Consider the following 21,053-nt stretch of genomic DNA (forward strand, 5'->3'; position numbering starts at 1 on the left):
CAGGTGTGTGGATGTGCAGCAGTCAGTCTATGGGGGTCAGACGCCCTGGCTGACCGAGCTCATATTGAAGTCCGGCACCCGCAGGGCCGGCATCGCGGCCCGGGTGAACCAGTCGCTCCACTCCCTCGGCAGGGTCTTCTCGGTCCGCCCGGCCTCGGTGGCCCGCGACAGCAGGTCCACCGGCGACTCGTTGAACCGGAAGTTGTTGACCTCGCCGACCACCTCGCCGTTCTCGACGAGGTAGACGCCGTCCCGGGTCAGCCCGGTGAGCAGCAGCGTCGCCGGGTCCACCTCGCGGATGTACCAGAGGCAGGTCAGCAGCAGGCCCCGCTCGGTGGCCGCGACCATCTCCTGAAGGGAGCGCTCGCCGCCGCCGTCCAGGACCAGGTTGCCGATCGACGGTGTCACGGGCAACTGTGTGAGAGCGGCGCTGTGGCGGGTGGTGATCAGCCGCTCCAGCTTCCCGTCGCGCATCCAGTCGGTGGGGGCCAGCGGCAGACCGTTGTCGAAGACGGAGGCGTCGTCGCCGGAGGAGTGCGCCAGCTGGAACGGCGCCGACTCCAGACCCGGCTCGTTCGGGTCGCTGCGCAGCGTCAGCGGCAGCCGCGCCAGCGTCTCGCCGAGCCGGGTGCCGCCGCCGGGCTTGGAGAACACGGTCCGGCCCTCGGTGGCGTCCCGCGCGTTCGACGACCACAGCTGGTAGATCAGCAGATCGGCCACGGCGGTGGGCGGCAGCAGCGTCTCGTACCGGCCCGCGGGCAGGTCGATACGGCGCTCGGCCCAGCCGAGCCGGACGGCGAGCTCCTCGTCCAGGGCGCCCGGGTCGACGTCCTTGAAGTCCCGGGTGGAGCGCCCGGCCCAGGCCGAACGCGCCCGGTCCGGCGACTTCGCGTTGAGTTCGAGCGTGCCGGTCGGCTGGTCGTGGCGCAGCCTCAGGCCCGTCGACGTACCCAGGTACGAGGACGTCATCTCGTGGTTGGCGAAGCCGTACAGCTCGCGCCCGCCCGAGCGGGCCCGGGCGAAGGCCTCGCCGAGGGCGGGGGCGAACTCCGCGAAGACCGCCGAGGAGGTCTCGGCGGGCGCGTCGGTGAAGTCGGCCGCCACCGGCACGCCCTCGACCAGCGGCTGGGCGTCCTCGGCGGGCCCGGCGCCGCGCGCCGCCGCCTCCGCCGCCCGGACCAGCGGCTCCAGGTCGTCGGCGGTCACGGCGGACCGGGACACCACGCCCGAGGCCGTGCCCTGCGCCCCGTCGACGGTCGCGATCACGGTGAGGGTGCGGCCGCGGGTCACGCCGTTGGTGGTCAGCGCGTTGCCGGCCCAGCGCAGATTGGCGGAGGACTGCTCGTCCGCGATGACGACGCACCCGTCGGCGGTGGACAGCGCGAGCGCCCGCTCGACGATCTCGTGCGGCTTGACGGTCGTACGGGAGCTCATCGCCCGGCCTCCTGCGTGGTGTTGAGACTGTGCTGTCCCGGGGTCTGTGACATCAGCAGCTGCCGCTGCGGGCCCCCGGACCCCCAGCCGGGGGCGGTGCGGCGCATCCCGCGAGTCATCGGCCCGCCTCCTGCGTGGTGTTGAGGATGTTCACGCCCCGGAAGAGGGCGGAGGGGCAGCCGTGGGAGACCGCCGCCACCTGGCCCGGCTGGGCCTTGCCGCAGTTGAAGGCGCCGCCGAGCACATACGTCTGCGGGCCGCCGACCTTCTCCATCGAGCCCCAGAAGTCGGTCGTCGTCGCCTGGTAGGCGACATCGCGCAACTGGCCCGCCAGCCTGCCGTTCTCGATGCGGAAGAACCGCTGACCGGTGAACTGGAAGTTGTAGCGCTGCATGTCGATCGACCACGAGCGGTCGCCGACCACGTAGATCCCGCGCTCCACGCCCCCGATCAGGTCCTCCGTGGAGAGCCCGCCCGGGTCCGGCTGGAGCGAGACGTTGGCCATGCGCTGGACCGGGACGTGCCCGGGGGAGTCCGCGAAGGCGCAGCCGTTCGACCGGCCCAGGCCCGTCAACTTGGCGATGCGGCGGTCCAGTTGGTAGCCGACCAGCGTGCCGTCCTTCACCAGGTCCCAGGACTGCCCCTCGACGCCCTCGTCGTCGTACCCGATGGTCGCGAGCCCGTGCTCGGCGGTGCGGTCACCGGTCACGTTCATCACCGACGAGCCGTACGCCAGCTTGCCCAGCTGGTCGAAGGTGGCGAACGAGGTGCCCGCGTACGCCGCCTCGTAGCCCAGCGCCCGGTCCAGCTCGGTGGCGTGGCCGATCGACTCGTGGATGGTCAGCCACAGGTTCGACGGGTCCACCACCAGGTCGTACGACCCGGCCCGCACACTCGGCGCCCGCATCTTCTCCGCGAGCAGCGCCGGGATCCGCTCCAGCTCGGAGTCCCAGTCCCAGCCGGTGCCCGTGAGGTACTCCCAGCCGCGCCCCGCCGGCGGCGCGATCGTGCGCATCGAGTCGAACTCGCCGGTCTTGCCGTCCACGGCGACCGCGGTGAGCTGCGGGTGCAGCCGCACCCGCTGCTGGGTGGTGACGGTGCCCGCCGTGTCCGCGTAGAACTTGTTCTCGTGGACGGTGAGCAGCGAGGCGTCGACGTGCGCCACCCCGTCCGCCCCCAGCAGCCGCTCGCTCCAGTCGGCGAGCAGCGCGCTCTTCTCCTCGTCCGGTACGGAGAACGGGTCGATCTCGTACGAGGAGATCCAGGTCCTGTCGGCGTGCACCGGCTCGTCCGCCAGCTCCACGCGCTCCTTGGAGCCCGCCGCCGCGATCACCTGCGCCGAGAGCTTCGCCATCGCCACGGCCTGCGAGGCCACCTTGGCGGCGGCGTCCATGGTGAGGTCGACGCCGGAGGCGAAGCCCCAGGCGCCGCCGTGCACCACCCGGACCGCGTAACCGAGGTCCGTGGTGTCGGAGGACCCCGAGGGCCGGGCGTCGCGCAGCCGCCAGGCCGCGCTGCGCACCCGCTCCAGGCGGAAGTCGGCATGGTCGGCGCCGAGCGCACGGGCGCGCGCCAGCGCGGCGTCGGCGAGCGCCCGCAGCGGCAGCGCCGTGAAGGCTGCGTCGATGGAATGAGGCACGGATGTCTCCTGTCGTGTGAGACCGGTCGACCCGATCATGTCGCGGTTCGGGGGCGCCTGCCTATCCCTTTCTGTAGGGACCCCACAGCGCTTTCCGTACGCCACTGTCACAGGTCGATTCCCCGTACAACGGCCGGTACCGATAGTTTGCGGAAGTACGAAACCGCTATCGAAAGGGTGATCCGTTGAGCCGCTCGGTTCTCGTCACCGGAGGAAACCGGGGCATCGGCCTCGCCATCGCCCGCGCTTTCGCCTCCATGGGCGACAAGGTCGCGATCACCTACCGCTCCGGAGAGCCGGACGCCCTCCAGGAGGAGGGGTTCCTCGCCGTCAAGTGCGACATCACCGACACCGAGCAGGTGGATCAGGCCTTCAAGCAGATCGAGGAGGCCCACGGGCCCGTCGAGGTGCTCGTCGCCAACGCCGGAGTCACCAAGGACCAGCTGCTGATGCGGATGTCCGAGGAGGACTTCACCTCGGTCCTGGACACCAACCTCACCGGCACCTTCCGGGTCGTGAAGCGCGCCAACCGCGCCATGCTGCGCGCCAAGAAGGGCCGTGTCGTCCTGATCTCGTCCGTCGTCGGTCTGATGGGCTCGCCCGGCCAGGCCAACTACGCGGCCTCCAAGGCCGGTCTCGTCGGGTTCGCCCGCTCCCTCGCGCGCGAGCTGGGCTCCCGCAACATCACTTTCAACGTCGTCGCACCCGGTTTTGTCGACACCGACATGACCAAGGTGCTCACCGACGAGCAGCGCACCTCGATCCTTTCCGGGGTACCGCTGGGCCGCTACGCGCAGCCCGAGGAGATCGCTGCCGCGGTCCGCTTCCTCGCCTCGGACGACGCCTCGTACATCACTGGTGCCGTCATCCCGGTTGACGGCGGATTGGGCATGGGTCACTGATCACATGAGCGGAATTCTCGACGGCAAGCGCGTCCTGATCACAGGTGTGCTGATGGAGTCCTCCATCGCCTTCCACACCGCGAGGCTGGCTCAGGAGCAGGGCGCCGAGGTCATCCTGACCGCCTTCCCGCGGCCCACGCTCACCGAGCGCATCGCCCGCAAGCTCCCCAAGCCCGCCAAGGTCATCGAGCTCGACGTGACCAACCAGGAGCACCTGGACCGGCTGGCGGACCTGGTCAAGGAGGAGCTCGGCGGTCTGGACGGCGTCGTCCACTCCATCGGCTTCGCCCCGCAGGACGCCCTCGGCGGCAACTTCCTCAACACCCCGTTCGAGTCGGTGTCGACGGCGATGCACGTCTCGGCGTTCTCGCTGAAGTCGCTGACCATGGCCTGCCGCCCGCTGATGAGCTCGGGCGGCGCGGTCGTCGGCCTGACCTTCGACGCGCAGTTCGCCTGGCCGCAGTACGACTGGATGGGCCCGGCGAAGGCCGCCCTGGAGGCGACCTCCCGCTACCTCGCCCGCGACCTGGGCAAGGAGAACATCCGCTGCAACCTGGTCTCGGCGGGCCCGATCGGCTCGATGGCCGCCAAGTCCATCCCGGGCTTCTCGGACCTGGCCGACGTCTGGAACACCCGCTCCCCGCTGGAGTGGAACATGGCCGACCCGGAGCCGGCCGGCCGCGGCGTCGTGGCCCTGCTCTCGGACTGGTTCCCGAAGACGACGGGCGAGATCGTCCACGTCGACGGCGGCGTGCACATGATGGGCGCGTAGGACGCCTGACGGCGCCATGACCGGTGCGAGCCCCCGCCGCGGCGGGCGCCCTTACCCGGCGCGCACCCACGACGGCCGCCTTTCCCCGCTCCGGCGGGGGGAGGCGGCCGTCGTGCGTATCGGGCCAACTCCCCGCAGACTGAGCGAAGCGGACAAGTCGGGCGGTCAGCAGGGGAGGAGGTGGGGCGGTGCGGCCCTTGCGTACGGCCCAGCGCCGAGCCGTCGCCCTGGTGGCGCTCCTGCTCACGGCCCTCGCCGCACTCGCGGCCCCCTCGGTCGTACGGGCCGCCACCTCGGAGGACCCCGCCCCGGCCGCGGCGCCCGAGCCCTTCGGGGCCGACTGCCGCACCTCGGTGCGGGGCTCGCACGTCATCGCGTACTGCCACAACCCGTACCCCGACACCGACCGGGTGCGGCTGCACACCGAGTGCGCCCGCTGGTGGGACGTCGACGCCGACGCGGCCCCGGTGGAGGTGGCGCCCGCCCAGACCGTGCGGCTCACCGACCGTTGCTGGAAGGAGGTGCGGGCGGTGTGGGTCACCCATGAGAAGCCGGGGGCGCTGCCGGCGCCGGAGCGCCGGCGTGGTGCGGTGCCGAGCACCCCTTAGGGGCGCGGGGACTGCGCGACCAGCCACAGACGACCCGCAGCCGAAAGCCCCCGCGCGGCGAAGCACTCAGATGCGATCGCTCAGGCAGACGAACGCATGGCCCGCGGCCTCCGCGGCAGCGGATTCCGCGTCGCCCGCCCGGATCGCCTCGACCAGCCGGGCGTGGTCCATATGGTTCTCCGGCCGCAGCTCGCGGCCCACGTCGTCGCGGAGCCAGTCGCGCAGGAGGTCGCCGAGGTCGGCGTAGAGCTCGGTCAGGACGTCGTTGTGCGAGGCCGCGACGATCGCCAGGTGCAGCGTGGCGTCGGCGGCCACGAACGCCTCCGCGTCGCCCGACTCCCAGGCCTCCTCGCGCCGGGCGAGCAGCGCGTCCAGCTGTGCCAGATCGCGTGCCGTACGCCGTTCGGCCGCAAGGCGGGCCGCCGACGACTCCAGGGTGGAGCGCAGTTCGGCCACATGGCGGGGATCGGCGTCGGCGAAACGCCGGTGCATCACGCCCGCCAGCTCGCTCGTCGCGACCACGTACGTGCCCGAGCCCTGGCGGATGTCGAGCAGCCCGTTGTGCGCGAGCGCCCGGACCGCCTCGCGGACCGTGTTGCGCGCCACCCCCAGCTGTTCGACCAGCTCGGGTTCGGTGGGGATGCGCGATCCCACCGGCCACTCGCCCGAGGTGATCTGGTTGCGCAGCTGCGCGATCACCTGGTCGGCGAGGGCGGACCGCCGGGGAGAGCTCAGCGTCATGCCGCTCCTTGTAGTGAGAGTCGCCCAGATTGTAGTGAGGGCGGGCCCCAAGTGATTGGACAACCAATCATCCCATGATTCTATGATGGGCCCATGGCCGACGAGACCCGCACCCTGAGCCCCGCGCCGGGCACCACGCCCCACACCTCCCAGGAAGCCCTCACGGGCGGGCACACAGGCGGGCGCACAGGCGGGCGCACAGGCGGGCGCACGGGCGGCCCGGCGCCGTGGACCATCCGCCTCGTGCTCGTCGGCCTCGTCCTCGCCGCGGTCAATCTGCGCCCGGCCATCACCAGCCTCGGCGCGCTCTTCGAAGAGGTGCGCGACGGGCTGCACATGAGCGGAAGCGTCGCCGGTGTCCTCACCTCCGTACCGCCGTTCTGCTTCGCCGTCTTCGGCGTCTTCGCCCCCCGCCTCGCCCGCCGCTTCGGCCCCGCCGTGGTCGTCTGCGCGGGCATGGTCGCGATCGCCGCGGGCCTGCTGCTGCGGCCGTTCGCCGGCGGCACCCCGGGCTTCCTCGCGGCCAGCGCGCTCGCCCTGATGGGCATAGCCGTCAGCAACGTGCTGATGCCCGTGATCGTCAAGCGGTACTTCCCGGACCGCGTCGGCTCGATGACCGGCCTGTACTCGATGGCCCTCGCGCTCGGCACCGCCCTGGCCGCCGCCGCCACCGTCCCGGTCACCGATGTGCTCGGCGGCAGCTGGCGCGCCGGGCTGAGCGTGTGGGCGCTCCTCGCCGTCGTGGCCGTACTGCCGTGGCTGCTGCTCGTCCGCGACCGCTCGGACCGGCCGGCCGGACAGCCCTCGGCCGCCCGCGGGGACGCCGAGGCTCCCGCCTTCAAGATCACCCGCAGCCGTACGGCCTGGGCGCTCGCCTGCTTCTTCGGCCTCCAGGCCACCGCCGCCTACATCACGATGGGCTGGATGCCGCAGATCTTCCGGGACGCCGGGGTGTCCGCCGGGACCGCGGGCGTGCTGCTCGCGGTGACCATGGTGATGGGCGTGCCGCTCGCGTTCGTCATCCCGCGCGTCGCCACCCGGATGCGCAACCAGGGCCCGATCGTCGCCGTCCTGGGCGCCTGCGGCCTCGCCGGTTACGCGGGCCTCTACTTCGCCCCCGCCGCCGGCGCCTGGGCCTGGGCGGTCCTCCTCGGCATCTCCAACTGCGCCTTCCCGCTCGCCCTCACCATGATCGGGATGCGCACCCGGACCGGCACCGGAGTGGTGCGGCTCTCCGCCTTCGCCCAGTCCACCGGGTACCTCATCTCCATCCCCGGCCCCACCCTGGTCGGCGCCCTCTACGACAGCAGCGGCGGCTGGGGCCTGCCGATCGCGCTGATGGCGGGCCTGATGGTGCCGCAGATCGTCGTCGGGTCGCTGGCGGGCAGGGACCGGACGGTGGAGGACGAAGCGGGGATGCGAGACTGAGCGCATGCCTGTGCTCGACCCGAACCCCCAGAACGGTCAGAAGAAACTCCTCATCGTGCTCGGCGCGATGCTGGCGATCACCGTGGTCATCGCCGTGATCGCGACGATCGCCTCCCCCTGACCTGCACCGACGCGCCGATGGTGGTGCTGGCCCCCCTAACCCCTAGGGGGAAAAGCCCCGGGGTAAGTGGGTGGGTCACCCGATGGGCCCCGGGCGCCCCCTTCCGTAGGTTCGAGGTACGTCAGCGAGACCACGTACTTCACCTTTACGGTTCTACGGAGGCGGCCATGTCGGCCCGTACGCACACCCGGTCCACCCAGCCGGCCACCGCCCGCGCCGACTTCCGGCTCCCCTGGTGGGCCGTCGCGCTCCCCACCGTCGCCTTCGTCGTGCTGCTGGTGCTCATCACGGGCTCGCACGACGCCGAGGCCGCTGGAACAGACCCCGCTATCAGCCACCTCATGGACCGCATTCAGCACACGCTGTCCCGGTGAACACCCTTGTCAACCCTGCCGCGAGGGCGCACCGGGACCCTGCGCCCGATGGCGTGATCCGTGCGAAGCTGTTGGGCATGAGCGTCGACACTCCCCGCAGGATCGCCCTCCTCCGGCATGCGAAAGCCGACTGGCCCGAGGTGTCCGACCACGACCGGCCGCTCGCCGACCGCGGCCGCACGGACTCCCCGGTGGCCGGGCGCAGGCTCGCCGAGACCGGAATCGCCTTCGACCTGACTCTCTGCTCGACCGCGGCCCGTACCCGCGAGACCTGGAAACTGGCCGTGCAGGAAATGCCGCACCGCCCCAGGACCGTGTACGAGGAGCGGCTGTACGAGGCCTCGCTCGGCGAGCTGATCGCCCTCCTGAACGAGACGCCGGACGACGTCGACAACGTCCTCCTGGTCGGCCACAACCCCGGGATGCACGCGCTCGCCGACGCGCTGGCGGGCCAGGCGGAGGGGGATGCGCTGCCGAGGATGAACCGCAGCGGCTTCCCGACCGCCGCGTTCGCGGTGGTGGCGTTCAACGGCTCGTGGAAGACGGTGGAGCCCGGCGTCGGCAGGCTGACGGACTTCTGGGCACCGCACACGTGAACCGTACGAGTCGTACCACCCGTACGGCCCGTACGACCCGTACGACTCATACGTGAAGAAGAGGCCCCGGAGCGTGAACGCTACCGGGGCCTTCCTGTGCTGTACGCGGCTGGCCGCACGCGACTAGTGGGGCTCGTCCACGAGCCCGTCGGCGGCCTCGACCTCTTCGCGGGTGATGCCGAGGAGGTAGAGGACGGTGTCCAGGAACGGCACGTTCACGGCGGTGTCGGCGGCCCGGCGGACCACCGGCTTGGCGTTGAACGCGACGCCCAGACCGGCCGCGTTGAGCATGTCGAGGTCATTGGCCCCGTCGCCGATCGCCACGGTCTGGTCGAGCGGGACGCCCGCCTCGGCCGCGAACTCGCGCAGCAGCCGCGCCTTCCCGGCCCGGTCCACCACGGCCCCGGTGACGCGCCCGGTGAGCTTGCCGTCGACGATCTCCAGGGTGTTGGCGGAGGCGAAGTCGAGCCCGAGCCGCTCCCGCAGGTCATCGGTGACCTGGGTGAACCCGCCGGACACCACGCCGACTTGGTAGCCGAGCCGCTTGAGCGTACGGATGAGGGTGCGCGCGCCGGGGGTGAGCCGCACCTCGGCGCGGACCTTGTCCACGACGGACGCGTCGAGCCCCGCGAGCAGCGCCACGCGCGCGTGCAGTGACTGCTCGAAGTCGAGCTCGCCCCGCATCGCCTGGGCGGTGACCTCGGCGACCTTGTCCTCGCACCCGGCGTGCGCGGCGAAGAGCTCGATGACCTCGTCCTGGATGAGTGTGGAGTCCACGTCCATGACGACCAGTCGCTGGGCGCGGCGGTGCAGCCCCGCCGAGACGACGGCGACATCCACGCCGAGGGCTGCGGCCTCGGTGGCCAGCGCCGTGCGCAGCGGCTCGGTCTCGGTGCCGGAGACGGCGAACTCGACGGCCGTCACGGGGTACTTGGCGAGCCGGAAGATACGGTCGATGTTGCCGCCGGTCGCGGTGATCCGGGCCGCTATGGCCGCCGTGGACTCGGCGGTGAGCGGGTGCCCGAGCACGGTGACGTGCGAACGTCCGCTGCCGCGCGGCCGGTTGTCGCCGGTACCGGAGATGATCTCGGCCTGGAGCCCGAGCGACTCCGCCCAGCTGTGCACGGTGGCCCGCAGCTCGCCCTCCGTGCTCACGGTCGGCGCGGTGACGAGCGCGCACAGGACGATACGGCCACGGGTGACGACCTGCTCGATGTCGACGACGTCGACGGAGTAGGCGGCCAGGGTGTCGAAGAGCCCGGCGGTGATCCCGGGCCGGTCCTTCCCGAAGATCTTGACGAGCAGGGTCGGCATGTCCGCGCCCGGGAGGGCGGCGTCACCGCTGTGACCAGCGGGGCGAGGGGGCTGAGAAGCGCTCATGGTGCTCCCACCGTATAGGCCCGCCGCCGGGCCCCGACCCCCTGTCCCGCCCACCGGACAGCTGTGTCACGGTCCCGGCCCAAATTGACAGCGGAGCGAAACCTGGTGGTCACTCAGGGGTGGGGTGGGGGCCCCGGCCCCCGCAAATACGGATTCGTCTCGTCGTGCGGCCGGTACACGGGGGAGGGGCTGTAGGGGCCCGCCCGCCCGTACACCTCATCCGCAGAAGGCCCCGGCCCCGAAACGGGCGCTGGCCCGGCCAGCACGCCCACCCGCCGCCCCGCAGCCCCCACCCCGTACGCCAGAAGCCCCCCCACGCCCCCCGCGACCGCCCCCCACCCCGCCCCCAGAACCACCGCGAGCCCCGCGTTGCCGTGCAGCTCCACCCCTGCCCCGAACGCGTTGAACCCCAGCACGGACAGCGACGCGTCCGCCGACACCCCCGTCAGCCACACCATCAGCGGCAGCGCGACCGCCGTCACGGCCCCGAGCGCCACCGCGCACCGCACCGCGAACGCGCCCGCCGACAGCCCCCGCACCGGTGTGCGCGCCGCCGCGAGTACCCCCGCATACAGCATCATCACGCCCGTGGCGACCGCCAACAGCCATACGCGGCCGTCGAGTTCGGCCAGCCGCCCCAGACTCACGCTCTGGTCGTTCCTGAAGCCGAGCAGCTTGTCCAGCGGGTCCGGCAGCACCTTCACCAGCGCCCCCGTGGCATGGCCGTTCCACGGGACGAACAGGCCGAGCGGAAGCGCCAGCCACACCCCGTTCGGCGCACCGAGCAGCGCGGCGCCCGCGATGCGCCCGGGGTGGCCGTCGCCCACCATCGCGTACGCGGCCGCCGCGAGCCCCGCCACGACCGCCACCAGGGCCACCGCGACCAGCGCCGACACGGCCGGCCGTACCACCCGGTGCACCCACTCCCAGCCGCGCGGCAGCGGTGAGCGCCGCGAGGCGAGCAGCGCGATCAGCAGCACCCCGAGCACCCAGAGCACCGCGCCCGCCAGCGAGTCCGCCGTGTTCACGGTGAAGCCGACCTGCGCCTTGGCGTCGACGAGCTTGCCGAGCCGGTCCGGCAGCAGCCCGCCGATGTCCCCGAGATCGCCCAGGTCGCCGAGCCCGGGGATGGACACCCCGCCGCCCGGCGACTTCCCCGTGTCGAGGCCGAGCGAGCCCCCGTCGATGGTGACCAGGTCGTGGCCGGCCCAGGCGAGCCCCGCCACCACCGCGACGAACAGCACCACGACGCCGCCCGCCCGCGCGGCGAGCTCCGCCCCGGGCAGGACCGCCCCCGCTGCCCGCAGTGAGCGCAGGAAGAAGAAGGCGAGCAGCACGGCCCCGGCGAGCGACACCCCCAGTGGCGTGATTTCGACGGCCGTCCTCGCCTGCGCGCCGGTGAGGCCGAACGCCGAGACATCGCCCGACGGGGTGACGGAGCCGCCCGCCCCGAGCACCACGACGGCCGCCGTCATCGGCCCCAGCGCCCCGGCCGCGTCGGCGCCGAGCAGATGCAGCCCGAGGGCCGCCACGCCCGCCATCCCGACCAGCGCCCAGCTGACCGAGGCGATCGAAGCCAGCAGTACATCGGTCCAGGCAATGCCGCCGGGCGCCCCTCGGGCCTCGGTCGCACCCGGGGTCCCGAGCCCCCCGGAGAGCCTCTTCCCGCCCCTGTCGCCCATGCTCATCAGGCCCCCTGGGATTGGTCCAAGTTGTCCCATTCGCGCATGATCCGTAGGCAGTCATGGGTGCTTACTACTTTCCGGGCGCGTTTCTCCTGAGTCAACGGCGCGCGCGTACACACCTGTTGCTCGACTGCGACAGGTCTGTGCACGTTATTCACAAGGGCCGGGTTTCGGATACGAGCCCGGGCCTGAAATAGTTCCCCACGATGTTCGCCATCCCTAGACTCCCTGTATCGGGGGATTGCTCGGGGGACAAAAAGTGGGGCATGGAGTGCCGGAACTCGTACTGGAATTGAATGGCAGGACCTGGACGCTCGACGCGTCCCGGTCGTACACCCTCGGACGTGATCCGCAGGGCGACATGGTGATCGACGACGCCAGGGTCTCGTGGCGGCACGCCACGATCAGCTGGGGCGGGCGTAGTTGGGTCATCGAGGACCACGGCAGCACCAACGGCACCTATGTGCAGGGTCAGCGGATCCACCAGATGGAAATCGGCCCCGGCTCCGCGGTGCACCTGGGCAACGCGACGGACGGCCCGCGGCTGAATCTCACCGGTGCCGCCGCGGCGGCCCCGGCCGGAGCCGCCGCGTACAGCGCGCCCGCCGCCGCCCAGCAGGCACCGCAGCAGGCCCCGCCGCAGCAGCAGCCCCAAGCGGGCGGCTGGGCACCGCAGCAGCCCCAGCAGCAGGCGCCGCAGCAGGTCCCGCAGCAGGCGCCGCAGCAGGTCCCGCAGCAGGCGTGGCAGCAGGCCCCGCAGCAGCAGGCCCCGGCCCCCCAGCCCCCGCAGGCCCAGGTCCCGCAGCAGCAGGGCCCCGGCCAGGGAGCGGGCGCGTCGGCGGCCTACGGCGACCGCAGCCCCACCACGTTCCACCAGGTGGCGCTGGGCCGGGTGATGCGCATCGGCCGTGCGCTGGAGAACGAGCTGGTCGTCTCCGACCTCCAGGTCTCGCGCCACCACGCCGAGTTCCACTCGACGCCCGACGGCCGCACGGAGATCCGCGACCTCGGCTCGCACAACGGCACGTACGTCAACGGCATGCCGATCGCCAAGGGCGGCTCCGCGCTGCTCGGCCCGAACGACATCGTCGGCGTCGGTCACTCCACCTTCCGGGTCATCGGCGACCGCCTTGAGGAGTTCGTCGACACCGGTGACGTCTCCTTCTCGGCCCGCCACCTCACGGTGACGGTCGACGGCGGCAAGGACATCCTCAAGGACGTCTCCTTCGGCGTCCCGGAGAAGTCCCTCATCGCGGTCATCGGCCCCTCGGGTTCCGGCAAGTCCACCCTGCTCAAGGCGCTCACCGGCTACCGGCCCGCCAACCGGGGCGATGTCCTCTACGACAACCGGAACCTGTACAAGCAGTTCGCCGAGTTGCGCCAGCGCATCGGTCTGGTCCCGCAGGACGACATCCTGCACAAGGAGCTGACCGTCAAGAAGGCGCTGAAGTACGCGGCCAAGCTGCGCTTCCCCGCCGACACCACCGAGTCCGAGCGCGAGCAGCGCATAGGCGAGGTGCTGCGCGAGCTCAAGCTGGACATCCACAAGGAGAAGAAGGTCACCTCCCTCTCCGGTGGCCAGCGCAAGCGCGTCTCCGTCGCCCTGGAGCTGCTGACCAAGCCGTCCCTGATCTTCCTGGACGAGCCGACCTCCGGCCTCGACCCGGGCATGGACCGCGATGTCATGCAGCTGCTGCGCGGGCTCGCCGACGACGGCCGCACCGTCCTCGTCGTCACCCACTCGGTGGCCGAGCTGGCGATCTGCGACAAGCTCCTGGTGATGGCGCCGGGCGGCTCGGTGGCGTACTTCGGTCCGCCCGAGGAGGCGCTGAACTTCTTCGGCTACGGCACCTGGGCCGACGTCTTCTCCGCCTTCGAGAACTACCGCGACTACGACTGGGCGGGCCGCTGGAAGGGCTCACAGCACTACCAGATGTACGCCGCGGACATCGACGCCGTGGCCGCCCAGTCGGTCCAGATGCCGGCGCCCAACCAGATGCGCCCGCCCAAGCCGCAGAGCTGGGGCGCCCAGCTGTGGACGCTGATCCGGCGGTACTCGTCGGTTATTGCCTCCGACAAGGGCTTCCTGGGCCTGATGGTGATCCTGCCCGCCGTCCTCGGCGCGGTCAGCGTGGTCATCCCGGCGAAGTTCGGCCTCGCCCCGCCGACCGGGTCCAGCAAGTTCAACGGCGACGCGGGCACGATCATGCTGATCCTCGCGGTCGGCATGTGCTTCTCGGGCGCGGCCAACTCCGTACGAGAGCTGATCAAGGAACGGGTCATCTACGAACGGGAACGGGCCACCGGCCTCTCCCGCTCGGCGTACCTGATGTCCAAGGTCATCGTGCTCGGCGTGATCACCGCCATCCAGGGCGTCATCATCTGCGGCATCGGCTTCTCCACCCGGGACCTCCCCAAGGAGGGCCTGATCATGCCGCCGGCCATCGAGATCTGCCTGGTGGTCATCGCCCTCGGTTTCACCTCGATGATGTTCGGCCTGGTCATCTCCTCGCTGGTGAAGACCGCCGAGAAGACCATGCCGCTGCTGGTCATGTTCGCGATCGTGCAGGTCGTCTTCACCGGCATCCTCTTCAAGGTCTTCGGCTCGATCGGCCTGGAGCAGTTCGCCTGGCTGATGCCCTCGCGCTGGGCCATCGCGGGCGCCGGTACGACCCTGGACCTCGCGCACCTGATGCCGCCGTGGGACCAGAACAACCCCACCGACCTGGACCCGCTGTGGAAGCACTCGGTGGCCCAGTGGGGCATCAACATCACCGTGCTGATCGCCCTCGGTGTCATCTGCGGCTTCGCGGTCGCGCGCCTGCTGCGCCGCCATGAGCCGGAGGTCATGCGCAAGTAGCGCGGGCCCCGCACGTACGCCGAAGGGCGGCACCCCGCACGGGTGCCGCCCTTTCGTGTGCCGTCGGCGTCTGTCAGTAGGCGCCGTTGACGTTGTCGATCGAGCCGTACTTGCCGGCCGCGTAGTTCGCCGCGGCGGTGATGTTGGCGACCGGGTCGTAGATGTTGGTCGACGTGCCGGACACGTGGAACGCGTTGAACGTCGGCTGGATGACCTGAAGAAGGCCCTTCGACGGGACGCCGTTGATGGCGTTGATGTCCCAGCCGTTGATCGCGTTCGGGTTGCCGGTCGACTCGCGCATGATGTTGCGGTACAGACCGTTGTACGAACCCGGGATGCCCTTGGACTTCATGATGTCCAGGGACTGCTTGATCCAGCCGTCCAGGTTGTTGGCGTACACCGGCTTGCGGGCGGCGGCGCGGCTCGCGGCGGCGTCGGCCGCGCGCTTCTTCGCCAGGGCCGCGGCCTTGGCCTTCGCCGCGGCCTTGGCCTTCGCCTCCGCCTCGACCTTGGCCTTCGCGTCGGCCGCGGCCTTCGCCTTGGCCTGCTTGACGGCGGTGACGTGCTGCTTGGCGACGCTCGCCTCGACGGCCTTCGCGTTGGTGCCGGCGGCGGTCACGGAGAAGGCGACGGGCTCGGCGGCCACGGCGGTACCCGCCTCGCCGCTGCCCGGCAGGACCGAGAAGGCGAGGGCGGCGGCGCCGAGAGCGGCGACACCGGCAATCGAGATCTTGTGCGTCTTGTTCAGACGGCTGGGACCAGGGTTGCTGGACTCGGGCATGGTTGTGGGACCTCTTCCGAATGACGGGGACGGCACACGAAAGCGCCGCGGCGGTGAGCCGCAGCGCTGTGCGACGGGAGCCATTCTTAGCGGCCGCAAAATCCTGTGGCAAAGGTGTGACGTACGAACCCGGATAGTGGATCAGGGGCCGGGAAAAAGTGCCTCCCGCCCCTGCTCACCCCGCTTACAGGGCCTTTATGGATCCACTACGCCGCTTCGTAAGTGATGTGCGTCCTATGCGCGGGCTCACATCGGCCACGCAACGGTCTCACCATCAGTTGCAGGAGCAATTCGGTGTGTGACGACCCTCGTCCGGAAGGATGAGATGGACGTCGCCGAACTCGTGCCAGAGGTAGAGCCCGCTCAGCGCCTGGGTGTACGCGGCGCGTGTCGCCGCCCGCCCCGCGAGCGCCTCCAGCATCAATAGGTGCGAGGCCTCCGGCTCGTGCAGCCCGGTCAGCAGCCCGTCCACCACGCGTACCCCGCGCCGGGCGTCACCACCAGGTCCCTCCACCCCGACGCGGGCCGTACCACCCCGTCCACCCCGGCCGCCGACTCAAGGGCCCGCACCGCGGTCGTCCCCACCGCCACGATCCGCCCGCCCGTCGCCCGCCACCGCCCATTCAAGGAAGCGCTTCGCGCCCCCCGCTTTCTCCCCGCCCGGGCCGCGTTCACCAGCCGTGCAGTGGACACCGGTACCTCGAACCGCTCCGGATACGGCGGCTCGTGCGCCTCCGCCGAGGCCACCCCCGTATGCAGGGTGATCGGCGCGAACCGCACCCCGCGCCGCACCAGCTCCACGACCAGCTCCACCGTGAAGGGCCGCGCCGCGCTCGGCATCTCCGCCGAGCCCACCCCGTCCGGCGAGGGCAGCGCGAAGACGGTCTGGTAAGCGGAGAGCGGCTGGTCGCCCGAGGTGTACGCGTACCGGATCGGCCGCCCGTACCGCGCGAGCAGCCCCGGCACGTCCGGGGTGTCCGCACGGGCCCACCACAGCCGGTCCCCGGCCGCGCTGAGCGGCTCCTCCAGGGCCAGGCACCGCCCGCCCGGCAGCGCCACCGTCGTCCACGCGCGCGTACCGGTCCGCCGGCGGGTGCTGCCCGACGGCTCCGGGGTGCGCAGCTCGACCACCCAGCGCCCGTCCGGGCCCAGCGTCGAGAAGTGCACGACCACCCGCTCGCCGGCCACCGTGCCGTCCACGGCCGACGGCATGGTCGCCGACGTGTTGACGACCAGGACATCCCCGGCCCGCAGCTGCCCGGCCGGCTCCCGGAACGCGTGATGGGAGACCTCGGTGCCGTGCGACACCATCGGCCGCACGTCGTCCCGCCCCGAACCGCGCACCTCGGCGGGCACCGAGGCCATCAGCTCCTCGGGCACCCGGATGGCGATGTCCGCCGTCATCGCGGCCCCGTTCCGCCAGGGCTCCGCCTCACCGGGCCACCTCCACCAGCGCGGGAGCCGCGTACCGCCCGCTCGCGGGGCGGCGCTCGATCAGGCTCAGGAATCCGGGCACCACCGTCTCCGGCTCCGGCCGCTCCTCCTCGTCACCCGGCACGGCCGCCCGGTACAGATCGGTCCGCATATCGCCCGGGTCCACCGCCCACACCCGCAGCCCCGGCTCCTCCACCGCGAGCACGGCCGCCAGCTGGTCGAGCGCCGCCTTGGACGCCCCGTACCCGCCCCAGGTCGCATAGGCCTCGGCCGCCGCGTCCGAACTCACCGCCAGCACCGCCCCCGCCCCCGAGCCCCGCAGCAGGCCGAGCGACTCCTGTACGAGCCCGAGCGCCGCCACCACATTGGTCTCCAGGGCCGCCCGGAACCCGTCCAGGCTCTGCCGCTCCAGCGCCACCAGCGGCTCGGCGCCGAGCGCGCTCGCGTTGTGCACCAGCAGATCGAGCCCGCCCAGCTCCCCGGCCGCCGCCACCAGCGCCCGGCGGTGCACGGCGTCGGTCACGTCCCCGGCGAGGGCCACGACCTTCGTTCCGTGCCCGTCGAGCGCGTCGGCGGTCTCCTTCAGTACGGACGCCGTTCTGGCATCCAGGACGAGGTCCCAGCCGCGTGCGGCCAGTGCCCTCGCGAGCGCCCGCCCGAGTCCCTTCGAAGCCCCCGTGATGATCGCTACCGGCATGATGTTCCGTCCCCTCGCAGTCCGCCGCGTCACTGTCCCGCGTCGGCGGTGCGCGTCGGCCGCGCGAGCCGGGGTCCGCCGACAGCCCCAGCGTCACTCCCCGCCCGCCCCCGCCGCCTCAGCCGCACGCCCCAGCCGCCCAAGGCACTTCGACCTAGTCCCCGGGACCCAGCCGACCGCCGTCCACAGGCGGATACGGACCGTCACAACCCACGGGTACGGTGATCCCATGAGCCACCGACCGAGCTCCGGCCTCGCCGCCGTGAGCACCGCACTCCTCGCGATGAGCAGGCATCTGGAGGTGCGCGACGTCCTCAAGACGATCGTCGCGTCGGCCCGCGACCTGCTCGACGCGGAGTACGCGGCACTCGGCGTCCCCGACGACCACGGCGGCTTCGCGCAGTTCGTCGTCGACGGCGTCAGCGACGAGCAGTGGAAGGCGATCGGCCCGCTGCCGCGCCAGCACGGCATCCTCGCGGCGATGCTCAACGAACAGAAGCCGGAGCGGATCGCCGACGTCCGCAAGGACCCCCGCTTCGGCGGCTGGCCCGCCGCGCACCCCGACATGTCCGACTTCCTGGGCGTGCCGATCCGCGACGGCGACGAGACGCTGGGCACGCTCTTCCTCGCCAACAAGCGCTGCCCCAAGCCGGAGGGCGGCTGCGGCTTCACCGAGGACGACGCCGAACTGCTCGGCATCCTCGCCCAGCACGCGGCGATCGCCCTGACCAACGCCCGGCTCTACGAGCGCAGCCGCGAGCTCACCATCACCGAGGAGCGCACCCGCCTCGCCCACGAGCTGCACGACGCGGTCAGCCAGAAGCTCTTCTCGCTCCGGCTCACCGCCCAGGCCGCTACCGCCCTCGTGGACCGCGACCCCGCGCGCGCCAAGGACGAGCTCCAGCAGGTCGCCGCGCTCGCCGCCGAGGCCGCCGACGAACTGCGCGCGGCCGTGGTCGAACTGCGCCCGGCCGCCCTGGAAGAAGACGGCCTGGTCAACACCCTGCGCACCCAGATCCAGGTCCTCGACCGTGCCCACAGCGCCGAGGTCACCTTCGAGAACTGTGGAGTACGGGCACTGCCGCCCGCCCAGGAGGAGGCGCTGCTGCGCGTCGCCCAGGAGGCCCTGCACAACGCCCTGCGCCACTCGGACGCCGAGCACGTCTCGGTCGTCCTCATACGACGCGGCCAGGGCGCCGCCCTGCGGATCGTCGACGACGGCCGCGGATTCGAACCCCGTGCGGTCCGCCGCGCCGGCCGTCACCTCGGCCTGGTGTCGATGCGGCACCGGGCGAGCGGCGTCGGGGGCCGGCTCATCGTGAAATCGGCGCCCGGAGAGGGCGCCACGATCGAGATGGAGGTGCCAGGTGGCTGACAGCATCAAAGTCCTCCTGGTCGACGACCACCAGGTGGTCCGCCGCGGCCTGCGGACGTTCCTGGAGGTCCAGGACGACATAGAGGTCGTCGGTGAGGCCGCCGACGGGGCCGAGGGGGTCGCCCGCGCCGAGGAGCTGAAGCCGGACGTCGTCCTGATGGACGTGAAGATGCCCGGCATGGACGGCATCGAGGCGCTGCGCAAGCTGCGCGCGCTGGCCAACCCGGCGAAGGTGCTGATCGTCACCAGCTTCACCGAGCAGCGCACGGTGGTGCCCGCGCTGCGGGCGGGCGCGGCGGGCTATGTGTACAAGGACGTCGACCCGGAGGCACTGGCCGGCGCGATCCGCTCGGTGCACGCGGGACACGTGCTTCTCCAGCCCGAGGTCGCGGGCGCGCTGCTCTCCCAGGACGACGCGGGCGGCGGCCAGGGCCGGAGCACCTCGCTCACCGAGCGCGAGCGCGAGGTCCTGGGCCTGATCGCCGACGGCCGCTCGAACCGGGAGATCGCCCGGGCACTCGTCCTCTCCGAGAAGACGGTGAAGACACACGTCTCCAACATCCTGATGAAGCTGGACCTGGCGGACCGCACCCAGGCCGCCCTGTGGGCGGTGCGCCACGGCCTGACGGACTGACGGGGCGCCGGACAGAGGTGAAGGTCCGTAAATACGGATCGTCACACTCCAGCGAGAGATTCATACTGTCGGGTGTATGTCACCCGTCCGGCGTATCCCCGGCGACCGGTGGGCGTTCTCCAGGGCGTGCTGCGGCGGACCGTCGCGGCGAGACCAGGAGGAACCTGAAGTGAAGAACCTGAAGAAGGCCGCCGCCGTCGCCATGGTCGCCGGAGGAATCGTCGCAGCCGGTGCCGGTGCCGCCTCCGCGCACGGAGCGAACGCGGACGGCAAGGCGGACCACTCCCCGGGCGTGGTCTCCGGCAACCTGATCCAGGCGCCGGTCCATGTCCCGGTCAACGCCACGGGCAACTCGGTGAACGTGATCGGCGTACTCAACCCGGCCTTCGGAAACGAGTCCTCCAACTCCTGACCGCGAGCGTTCGTGTGCCCCCACCCCGCCAGGGGCTGCGCCCCGGCCCCGTGTTTTTCTGCGGGTGGGTGGGGGCTGATCGCGCCCGCGGCGGAGCCGCACGATGCCACAGCCCCGCGCCCCTGAAGGTGCACCCCACTCCTCGAACGCCGGAGGGGCTGGAGGTGCCGGTCTTCAGGGGCGCGGGGGAACTGCGCGACCGGCCACAGAAGCCCTGCGACGAACGGGGTCCGGGGCGCAGCCCCGAAGCGGGGTGCAGGGGGCGCAGCCCCCGCAACGGGGGTCCGGCGGCGCAGCCCCCGCAACGGGGGTCCGGCGGCTCAGCCCCCGGGAAACGAGCCTCCACCCCCACCCACCCCCCGGAGGGTTCAGGGGAACGGGCGGGGTGGGGGACCCTCCACATACGAGTTGTACGCCGCCACCCGAGCCCGTCGAGCCACCCGCTCCACCGGCCGCAACGCCTCCGCCCGAGCCGCGAGCTCCGACGCGCTCACCGCCCCGCCGATGTGCTCCGCCCCCCGCGCCACCTCGACCAGCAGCGCGACCCGCCGGGCCAGCTCCAACACCCGTACCGCCCGCGGCGGATAACCGGGAGCCAGGACCGAGTCGTCCGGCCCCTCCGCCCGCGCCCGGTACGCGTCGATCGCCGCCTCCGCCGCCGGCCCCGACCCGGCGACGTCGAGCCGGGTCAGAACGGCCGTCGCCTCCCGCAGCGCCTCCGCGAGCTCGCGCTCCGCCTCCCCGAGCGAGGGCACATCGGCCGGCGGCGCCTCCCGTACCGCCAGGCACTGCCAGACGACCTCCACCCGCACATCACCCGCGGGCCCCACCTCGCTGACCTCCGGCACCAGCCCGTGCGGCGCCCCGAAGCCGACGACGGCCTCCTCCGCGTCCAGCGCCCGCGCGTTGAACTCCGGCGGCCCGCTGAGCCCCAGCGGATGCCCCGGGGCGGGCAGCGCGACCCGGAAGCCGGTCACCCCGAGCCCCCGCAGCCGCCCGAGCGCCAGCGTGAGCCCCACCGGTGCCGCCTCACCCGGCAGCCCCGCCACCCGGTGCACCGTGTCGTCCCCGACGATCGCCGACGCGGCGTCATCCGGTGAAACTTTCCCGGCCAACAGGGCATTTCCCCATGCGGCCAGCCGACCTGAACGTGGTTCCGAGAACATGGACCCAGCCTAGG

At 72.0% G+C, this 21,053-nt stretch carries 18 protein-coding genes and 2 pseudogenes; 11 read left to right on the plus strand and 9 right to left on the minus strand.

The genetic code is table 11. From position 1 onward, the window contains the following. Window positions 1-36: 36 nt before the first annotated feature. Window positions 37-1,434: a metallopeptidase TldD-related protein gene (locus tag ACFWA7_RS12780; RefSeq protein WP_385540875.1), complete on the minus strand. Its 1,398-nt coding sequence runs from the start codon at window positions 1,432-1,434 to the stop codon at window positions 37-39. Window positions 1,435-1,549: 115 nt separating this feature from the next. Then, window positions 1,550-3,073 (minus strand): TldD/PmbA family protein, encoded by a 1,524-nt coding sequence (locus ACFWA7_RS12785; RefSeq protein ID WP_385822747.1) that lies wholly within the window; start codon window positions 3,071-3,073, stop codon window positions 1,550-1,552. Between the two features lie 185 nt (window positions 3,074-3,258). Here ACFWA7_RS12785 and fabG point away from each other — a divergent pair, with 185 nt between their 5' ends. The 3 genes from fabG (at window position 3,259) to ACFWA7_RS12800 (ending at window position 5,355) form a co-directional block, all read left to right on the plus strand. Continuing rightward, entirely contained in the window at window positions 3,259-3,975 is a 717-nt protein-coding gene (fabG, locus tag ACFWA7_RS12790) for a 3-oxoacyl-[acyl-carrier-protein] reductase (RefSeq protein WP_385540871.1), read from the plus strand. A gap of 4 nt (window positions 3,976-3,979) precedes the next feature. Further along, window positions 3,980-4,747, plus strand: a complete 768-nt coding sequence (gene fabI, locus ACFWA7_RS12795; protein ID WP_385540869.1) for an enoyl-ACP reductase FabI — start codon at window positions 3,980-3,982, stop codon at window positions 4,745-4,747. A 197-nt stretch (window positions 4,748-4,944) separates the two neighbouring features. Then, entirely contained in the window at window positions 4,945-5,355 is a 411-nt protein-coding gene (locus ACFWA7_RS12800) for a hypothetical protein (protein ID WP_385540925.1), read from the plus strand. Window positions 5,356-5,421: 66 nt separating this feature from the next. Here ACFWA7_RS12800 and ACFWA7_RS12805 read toward each other — a convergent pair whose 3' ends face one another. After that, entirely contained in the window at window positions 5,422-6,096 is a 675-nt protein-coding gene (locus tag ACFWA7_RS12805) for a FadR/GntR family transcriptional regulator (protein ID WP_385822749.1), read from the minus strand. Window positions 6,097-6,189: 93 nt separating this feature from the next. Between ACFWA7_RS12805 and ACFWA7_RS12810 the strand changes: the two genes are divergently transcribed. The 4 genes from ACFWA7_RS12810 to ACFWA7_RS12825 all read left to right on the plus strand — a co-directional run bounded on the left by ACFWA7_RS12810 (window position 6,190) and on the right by ACFWA7_RS12825 (window position 8,615). Beyond that, a complete protein-coding gene (locus ACFWA7_RS12810; RefSeq protein ID WP_385822751.1) occupies window positions 6,190-7,524 on the plus strand; it encodes a CynX/NimT family MFS transporter in 1,335 nt (444 codons plus the stop codon). Window positions 7,525-7,528: 4 nt separating this feature from the next. Next, window positions 7,529-7,645: an SGM_5486 family transporter-associated protein gene (locus tag ACFWA7_RS12815; protein WP_257582640.1), complete on the plus strand. Its 117-nt coding sequence runs from the start codon at window positions 7,529-7,531 to the stop codon at window positions 7,643-7,645. Between the two features lie 167 nt (window positions 7,646-7,812). Further along, entirely contained in the window at window positions 7,813-8,019 is a 207-nt protein-coding gene (locus ACFWA7_RS12820) for a hypothetical protein (RefSeq protein WP_385540862.1), read from the plus strand. Between the two features lie 77 nt (window positions 8,020-8,096). Further along, window positions 8,097-8,615, plus strand: coding sequence for a SixA phosphatase family protein (locus ACFWA7_RS12825; protein ID WP_385540861.1), 519 nt, complete (start codon window positions 8,097-8,099; stop codon window positions 8,613-8,615). 123 nt (window positions 8,616-8,738) lie between these two features. On the opposite strand, the gene serB is transcribed toward ACFWA7_RS12825, so the two are convergent. Beyond that, a complete protein-coding gene (serB, locus tag ACFWA7_RS12830) occupies window positions 8,739-9,995 on the minus strand; it encodes a phosphoserine phosphatase SerB (RefSeq protein ID WP_385540859.1) in 1,257 nt (418 codons plus the stop codon). A gap of 134 nt (window positions 9,996-10,129) precedes the next feature. After that, window positions 10,130-11,536, minus strand: a pseudogene (locus ACFWA7_RS12835) (streptophobe family protein); the annotation flags it as partial. Window positions 11,537-11,951: 415 nt separating this feature from the next. Here ACFWA7_RS12835 and ACFWA7_RS12840 point away from each other — a divergent pair. Beyond that, a complete protein-coding gene (locus ACFWA7_RS12840; RefSeq protein WP_385822753.1) occupies window positions 11,952-14,540 on the plus strand; it encodes an FHA domain-containing protein in 2,589 nt (862 codons plus the stop codon). Window positions 14,541-14,613: 73 nt separating this feature from the next. Here the strand turns inward: ACFWA7_RS12840 and ACFWA7_RS12845 are convergent, their stop codons facing one another. The 3 genes and pseudogenes from ACFWA7_RS12845 to ACFWA7_RS12855 form a co-directional block, all read right to left on the minus strand. Further along, entirely contained in the window at window positions 14,614-15,321 is a 708-nt protein-coding gene (locus tag ACFWA7_RS12845) for a transglycosylase SLT domain-containing protein (RefSeq protein ID WP_385540855.1), read from the minus strand. 274 nt (window positions 15,322-15,595) lie between these two features. Next, window positions 15,596-16,725 (minus strand): annotated as a pseudogene (locus tag ACFWA7_RS12850) (S-adenosylmethionine:tRNA ribosyltransferase-isomerase). A 28-nt stretch (window positions 16,726-16,753) separates the two neighbouring features. Next, the gene (locus tag ACFWA7_RS12855) at window positions 16,754-17,452 is read right to left on the minus strand and encodes an SDR family NAD(P)-dependent oxidoreductase (RefSeq protein ID WP_385540853.1); all 699 of its coding nucleotides are present in this window, start codon (window positions 17,450-17,452) and stop codon (window positions 16,754-16,756) included. Between the two features lie 229 nt (window positions 17,453-17,681). Between ACFWA7_RS12855 and ACFWA7_RS12860 the strand changes: the two genes are divergently transcribed. The 3 genes from ACFWA7_RS12860 to ACFWA7_RS12870 all read left to right on the plus strand — a co-directional run bounded on the left by ACFWA7_RS12860 (window position 17,682) and on the right by ACFWA7_RS12870 (window position 19,873). Then, entirely contained in the window at window positions 17,682-18,827 is a 1,146-nt protein-coding gene (locus ACFWA7_RS12860; RefSeq protein ID WP_385540851.1) for a GAF domain-containing sensor histidine kinase, read from the plus strand. Next, the gene (locus tag ACFWA7_RS12865; protein WP_385822755.1) at window positions 18,820-19,461 is read left to right on the plus strand and encodes a response regulator; all 642 of its coding nucleotides are present in this window, start codon (window positions 18,820-18,822) and stop codon (window positions 19,459-19,461) included. The genes ACFWA7_RS12860 and ACFWA7_RS12865 overlap by 8 nt, the downstream gene beginning before the upstream one ends. Before the next feature lie 169 nt (window positions 19,462-19,630). Continuing rightward, complete coding sequence (locus tag ACFWA7_RS12870; protein WP_385540847.1) at window positions 19,631-19,873, plus strand: chaplin; 243 nt, start codon at window positions 19,631-19,633, stop codon at window positions 19,871-19,873. 368 nt (window positions 19,874-20,241) lie between these two features. Here the strand turns inward: ACFWA7_RS12870 and ACFWA7_RS12875 are convergent, their stop codons facing one another. Next, entirely contained in the window at window positions 20,242-21,039 is a 798-nt protein-coding gene (locus ACFWA7_RS12875) for a hypothetical protein (RefSeq protein WP_385540845.1), read from the minus strand. Between the last annotated feature and the right edge of the window lie 14 nt (window positions 21,040-21,053).

The sequence above is a fragment of the Streptomyces sp. NPDC059994 genome (genome assembly GCF_042737755.1).
Lineage (GTDB): Bacteria > Actinomycetota > Actinomycetes > Streptomycetales > Streptomycetaceae > Streptomyces.

What these genes read in the sequence shown, in the direction of transcription:
- ACFWA7_RS12820 (WP_385540862.1), top strand. Translation starts at nt 7,813, where the DNA reads ATGTCGGCCCGTACGCACACCCGGTCCACCCAGCCGGCCACCGCCCGC.
- ACFWA7_RS12825 (WP_385540861.1), top strand. Translation starts at nt 8,097, where the DNA reads ATGAGCGTCGACACTCCCCGCAGGATCGCCCTCCTCCGGCATGCGAAA.
- ACFWA7_RS12875 (WP_385540845.1), bottom strand. Translation starts at nt 21,039, where the DNA reads ATGTTCTCGGAACCACGTTCAGGTCGGCTGGCCGCATGGGGAAATGCC.
- ACFWA7_RS12845 (WP_385540855.1), bottom strand. Translation starts at nt 15,321, where the DNA reads ATGCCCGAGTCCAGCAACCCTGGTCCCAGCCGTCTGAACAAGACGCAC.
- ACFWA7_RS12780 (WP_385540875.1), bottom strand. Translation starts at nt 1,434, where the DNA reads ATGAGCTCCCGTACGACCGTCAAGCCGCACGAGATCGTCGAGCGGGCG.
- ACFWA7_RS12810 (WP_385822751.1), top strand. Translation starts at nt 6,190, where the DNA reads ATGGCCGACGAGACCCGCACCCTGAGCCCCGCGCCGGGCACCACGCCC.
- serB (WP_385540859.1), bottom strand. Translation starts at nt 9,995, where the DNA reads ATGAGCGCTTCTCAGCCCCCTCGCCCCGCTGGTCACAGCGGTGACGCC.
- ACFWA7_RS12860 (WP_385540851.1), top strand. Translation starts at nt 17,682, where the DNA reads ATGAGCCACCGACCGAGCTCCGGCCTCGCCGCCGTGAGCACCGCACTC.
- ACFWA7_RS12815 (WP_257582640.1), top strand. Translation starts at nt 7,529, where the DNA reads ATGCCTGTGCTCGACCCGAACCCCCAGAACGGTCAGAAGAAACTCCTC.
- fabI (WP_385540869.1), top strand. Translation starts at nt 3,980, where the DNA reads ATGAGCGGAATTCTCGACGGCAAGCGCGTCCTGATCACAGGTGTGCTG.
- ACFWA7_RS12805 (WP_385822749.1), bottom strand. Translation starts at nt 6,096, where the DNA reads ATGACGCTGAGCTCTCCCCGGCGGTCCGCCCTCGCCGACCAGGTGATC.
- ACFWA7_RS12855 (WP_385540853.1), bottom strand. Translation starts at nt 17,452, where the DNA reads ATGCCGGTAGCGATCATCACGGGGGCTTCGAAGGGACTCGGGCGGGCG.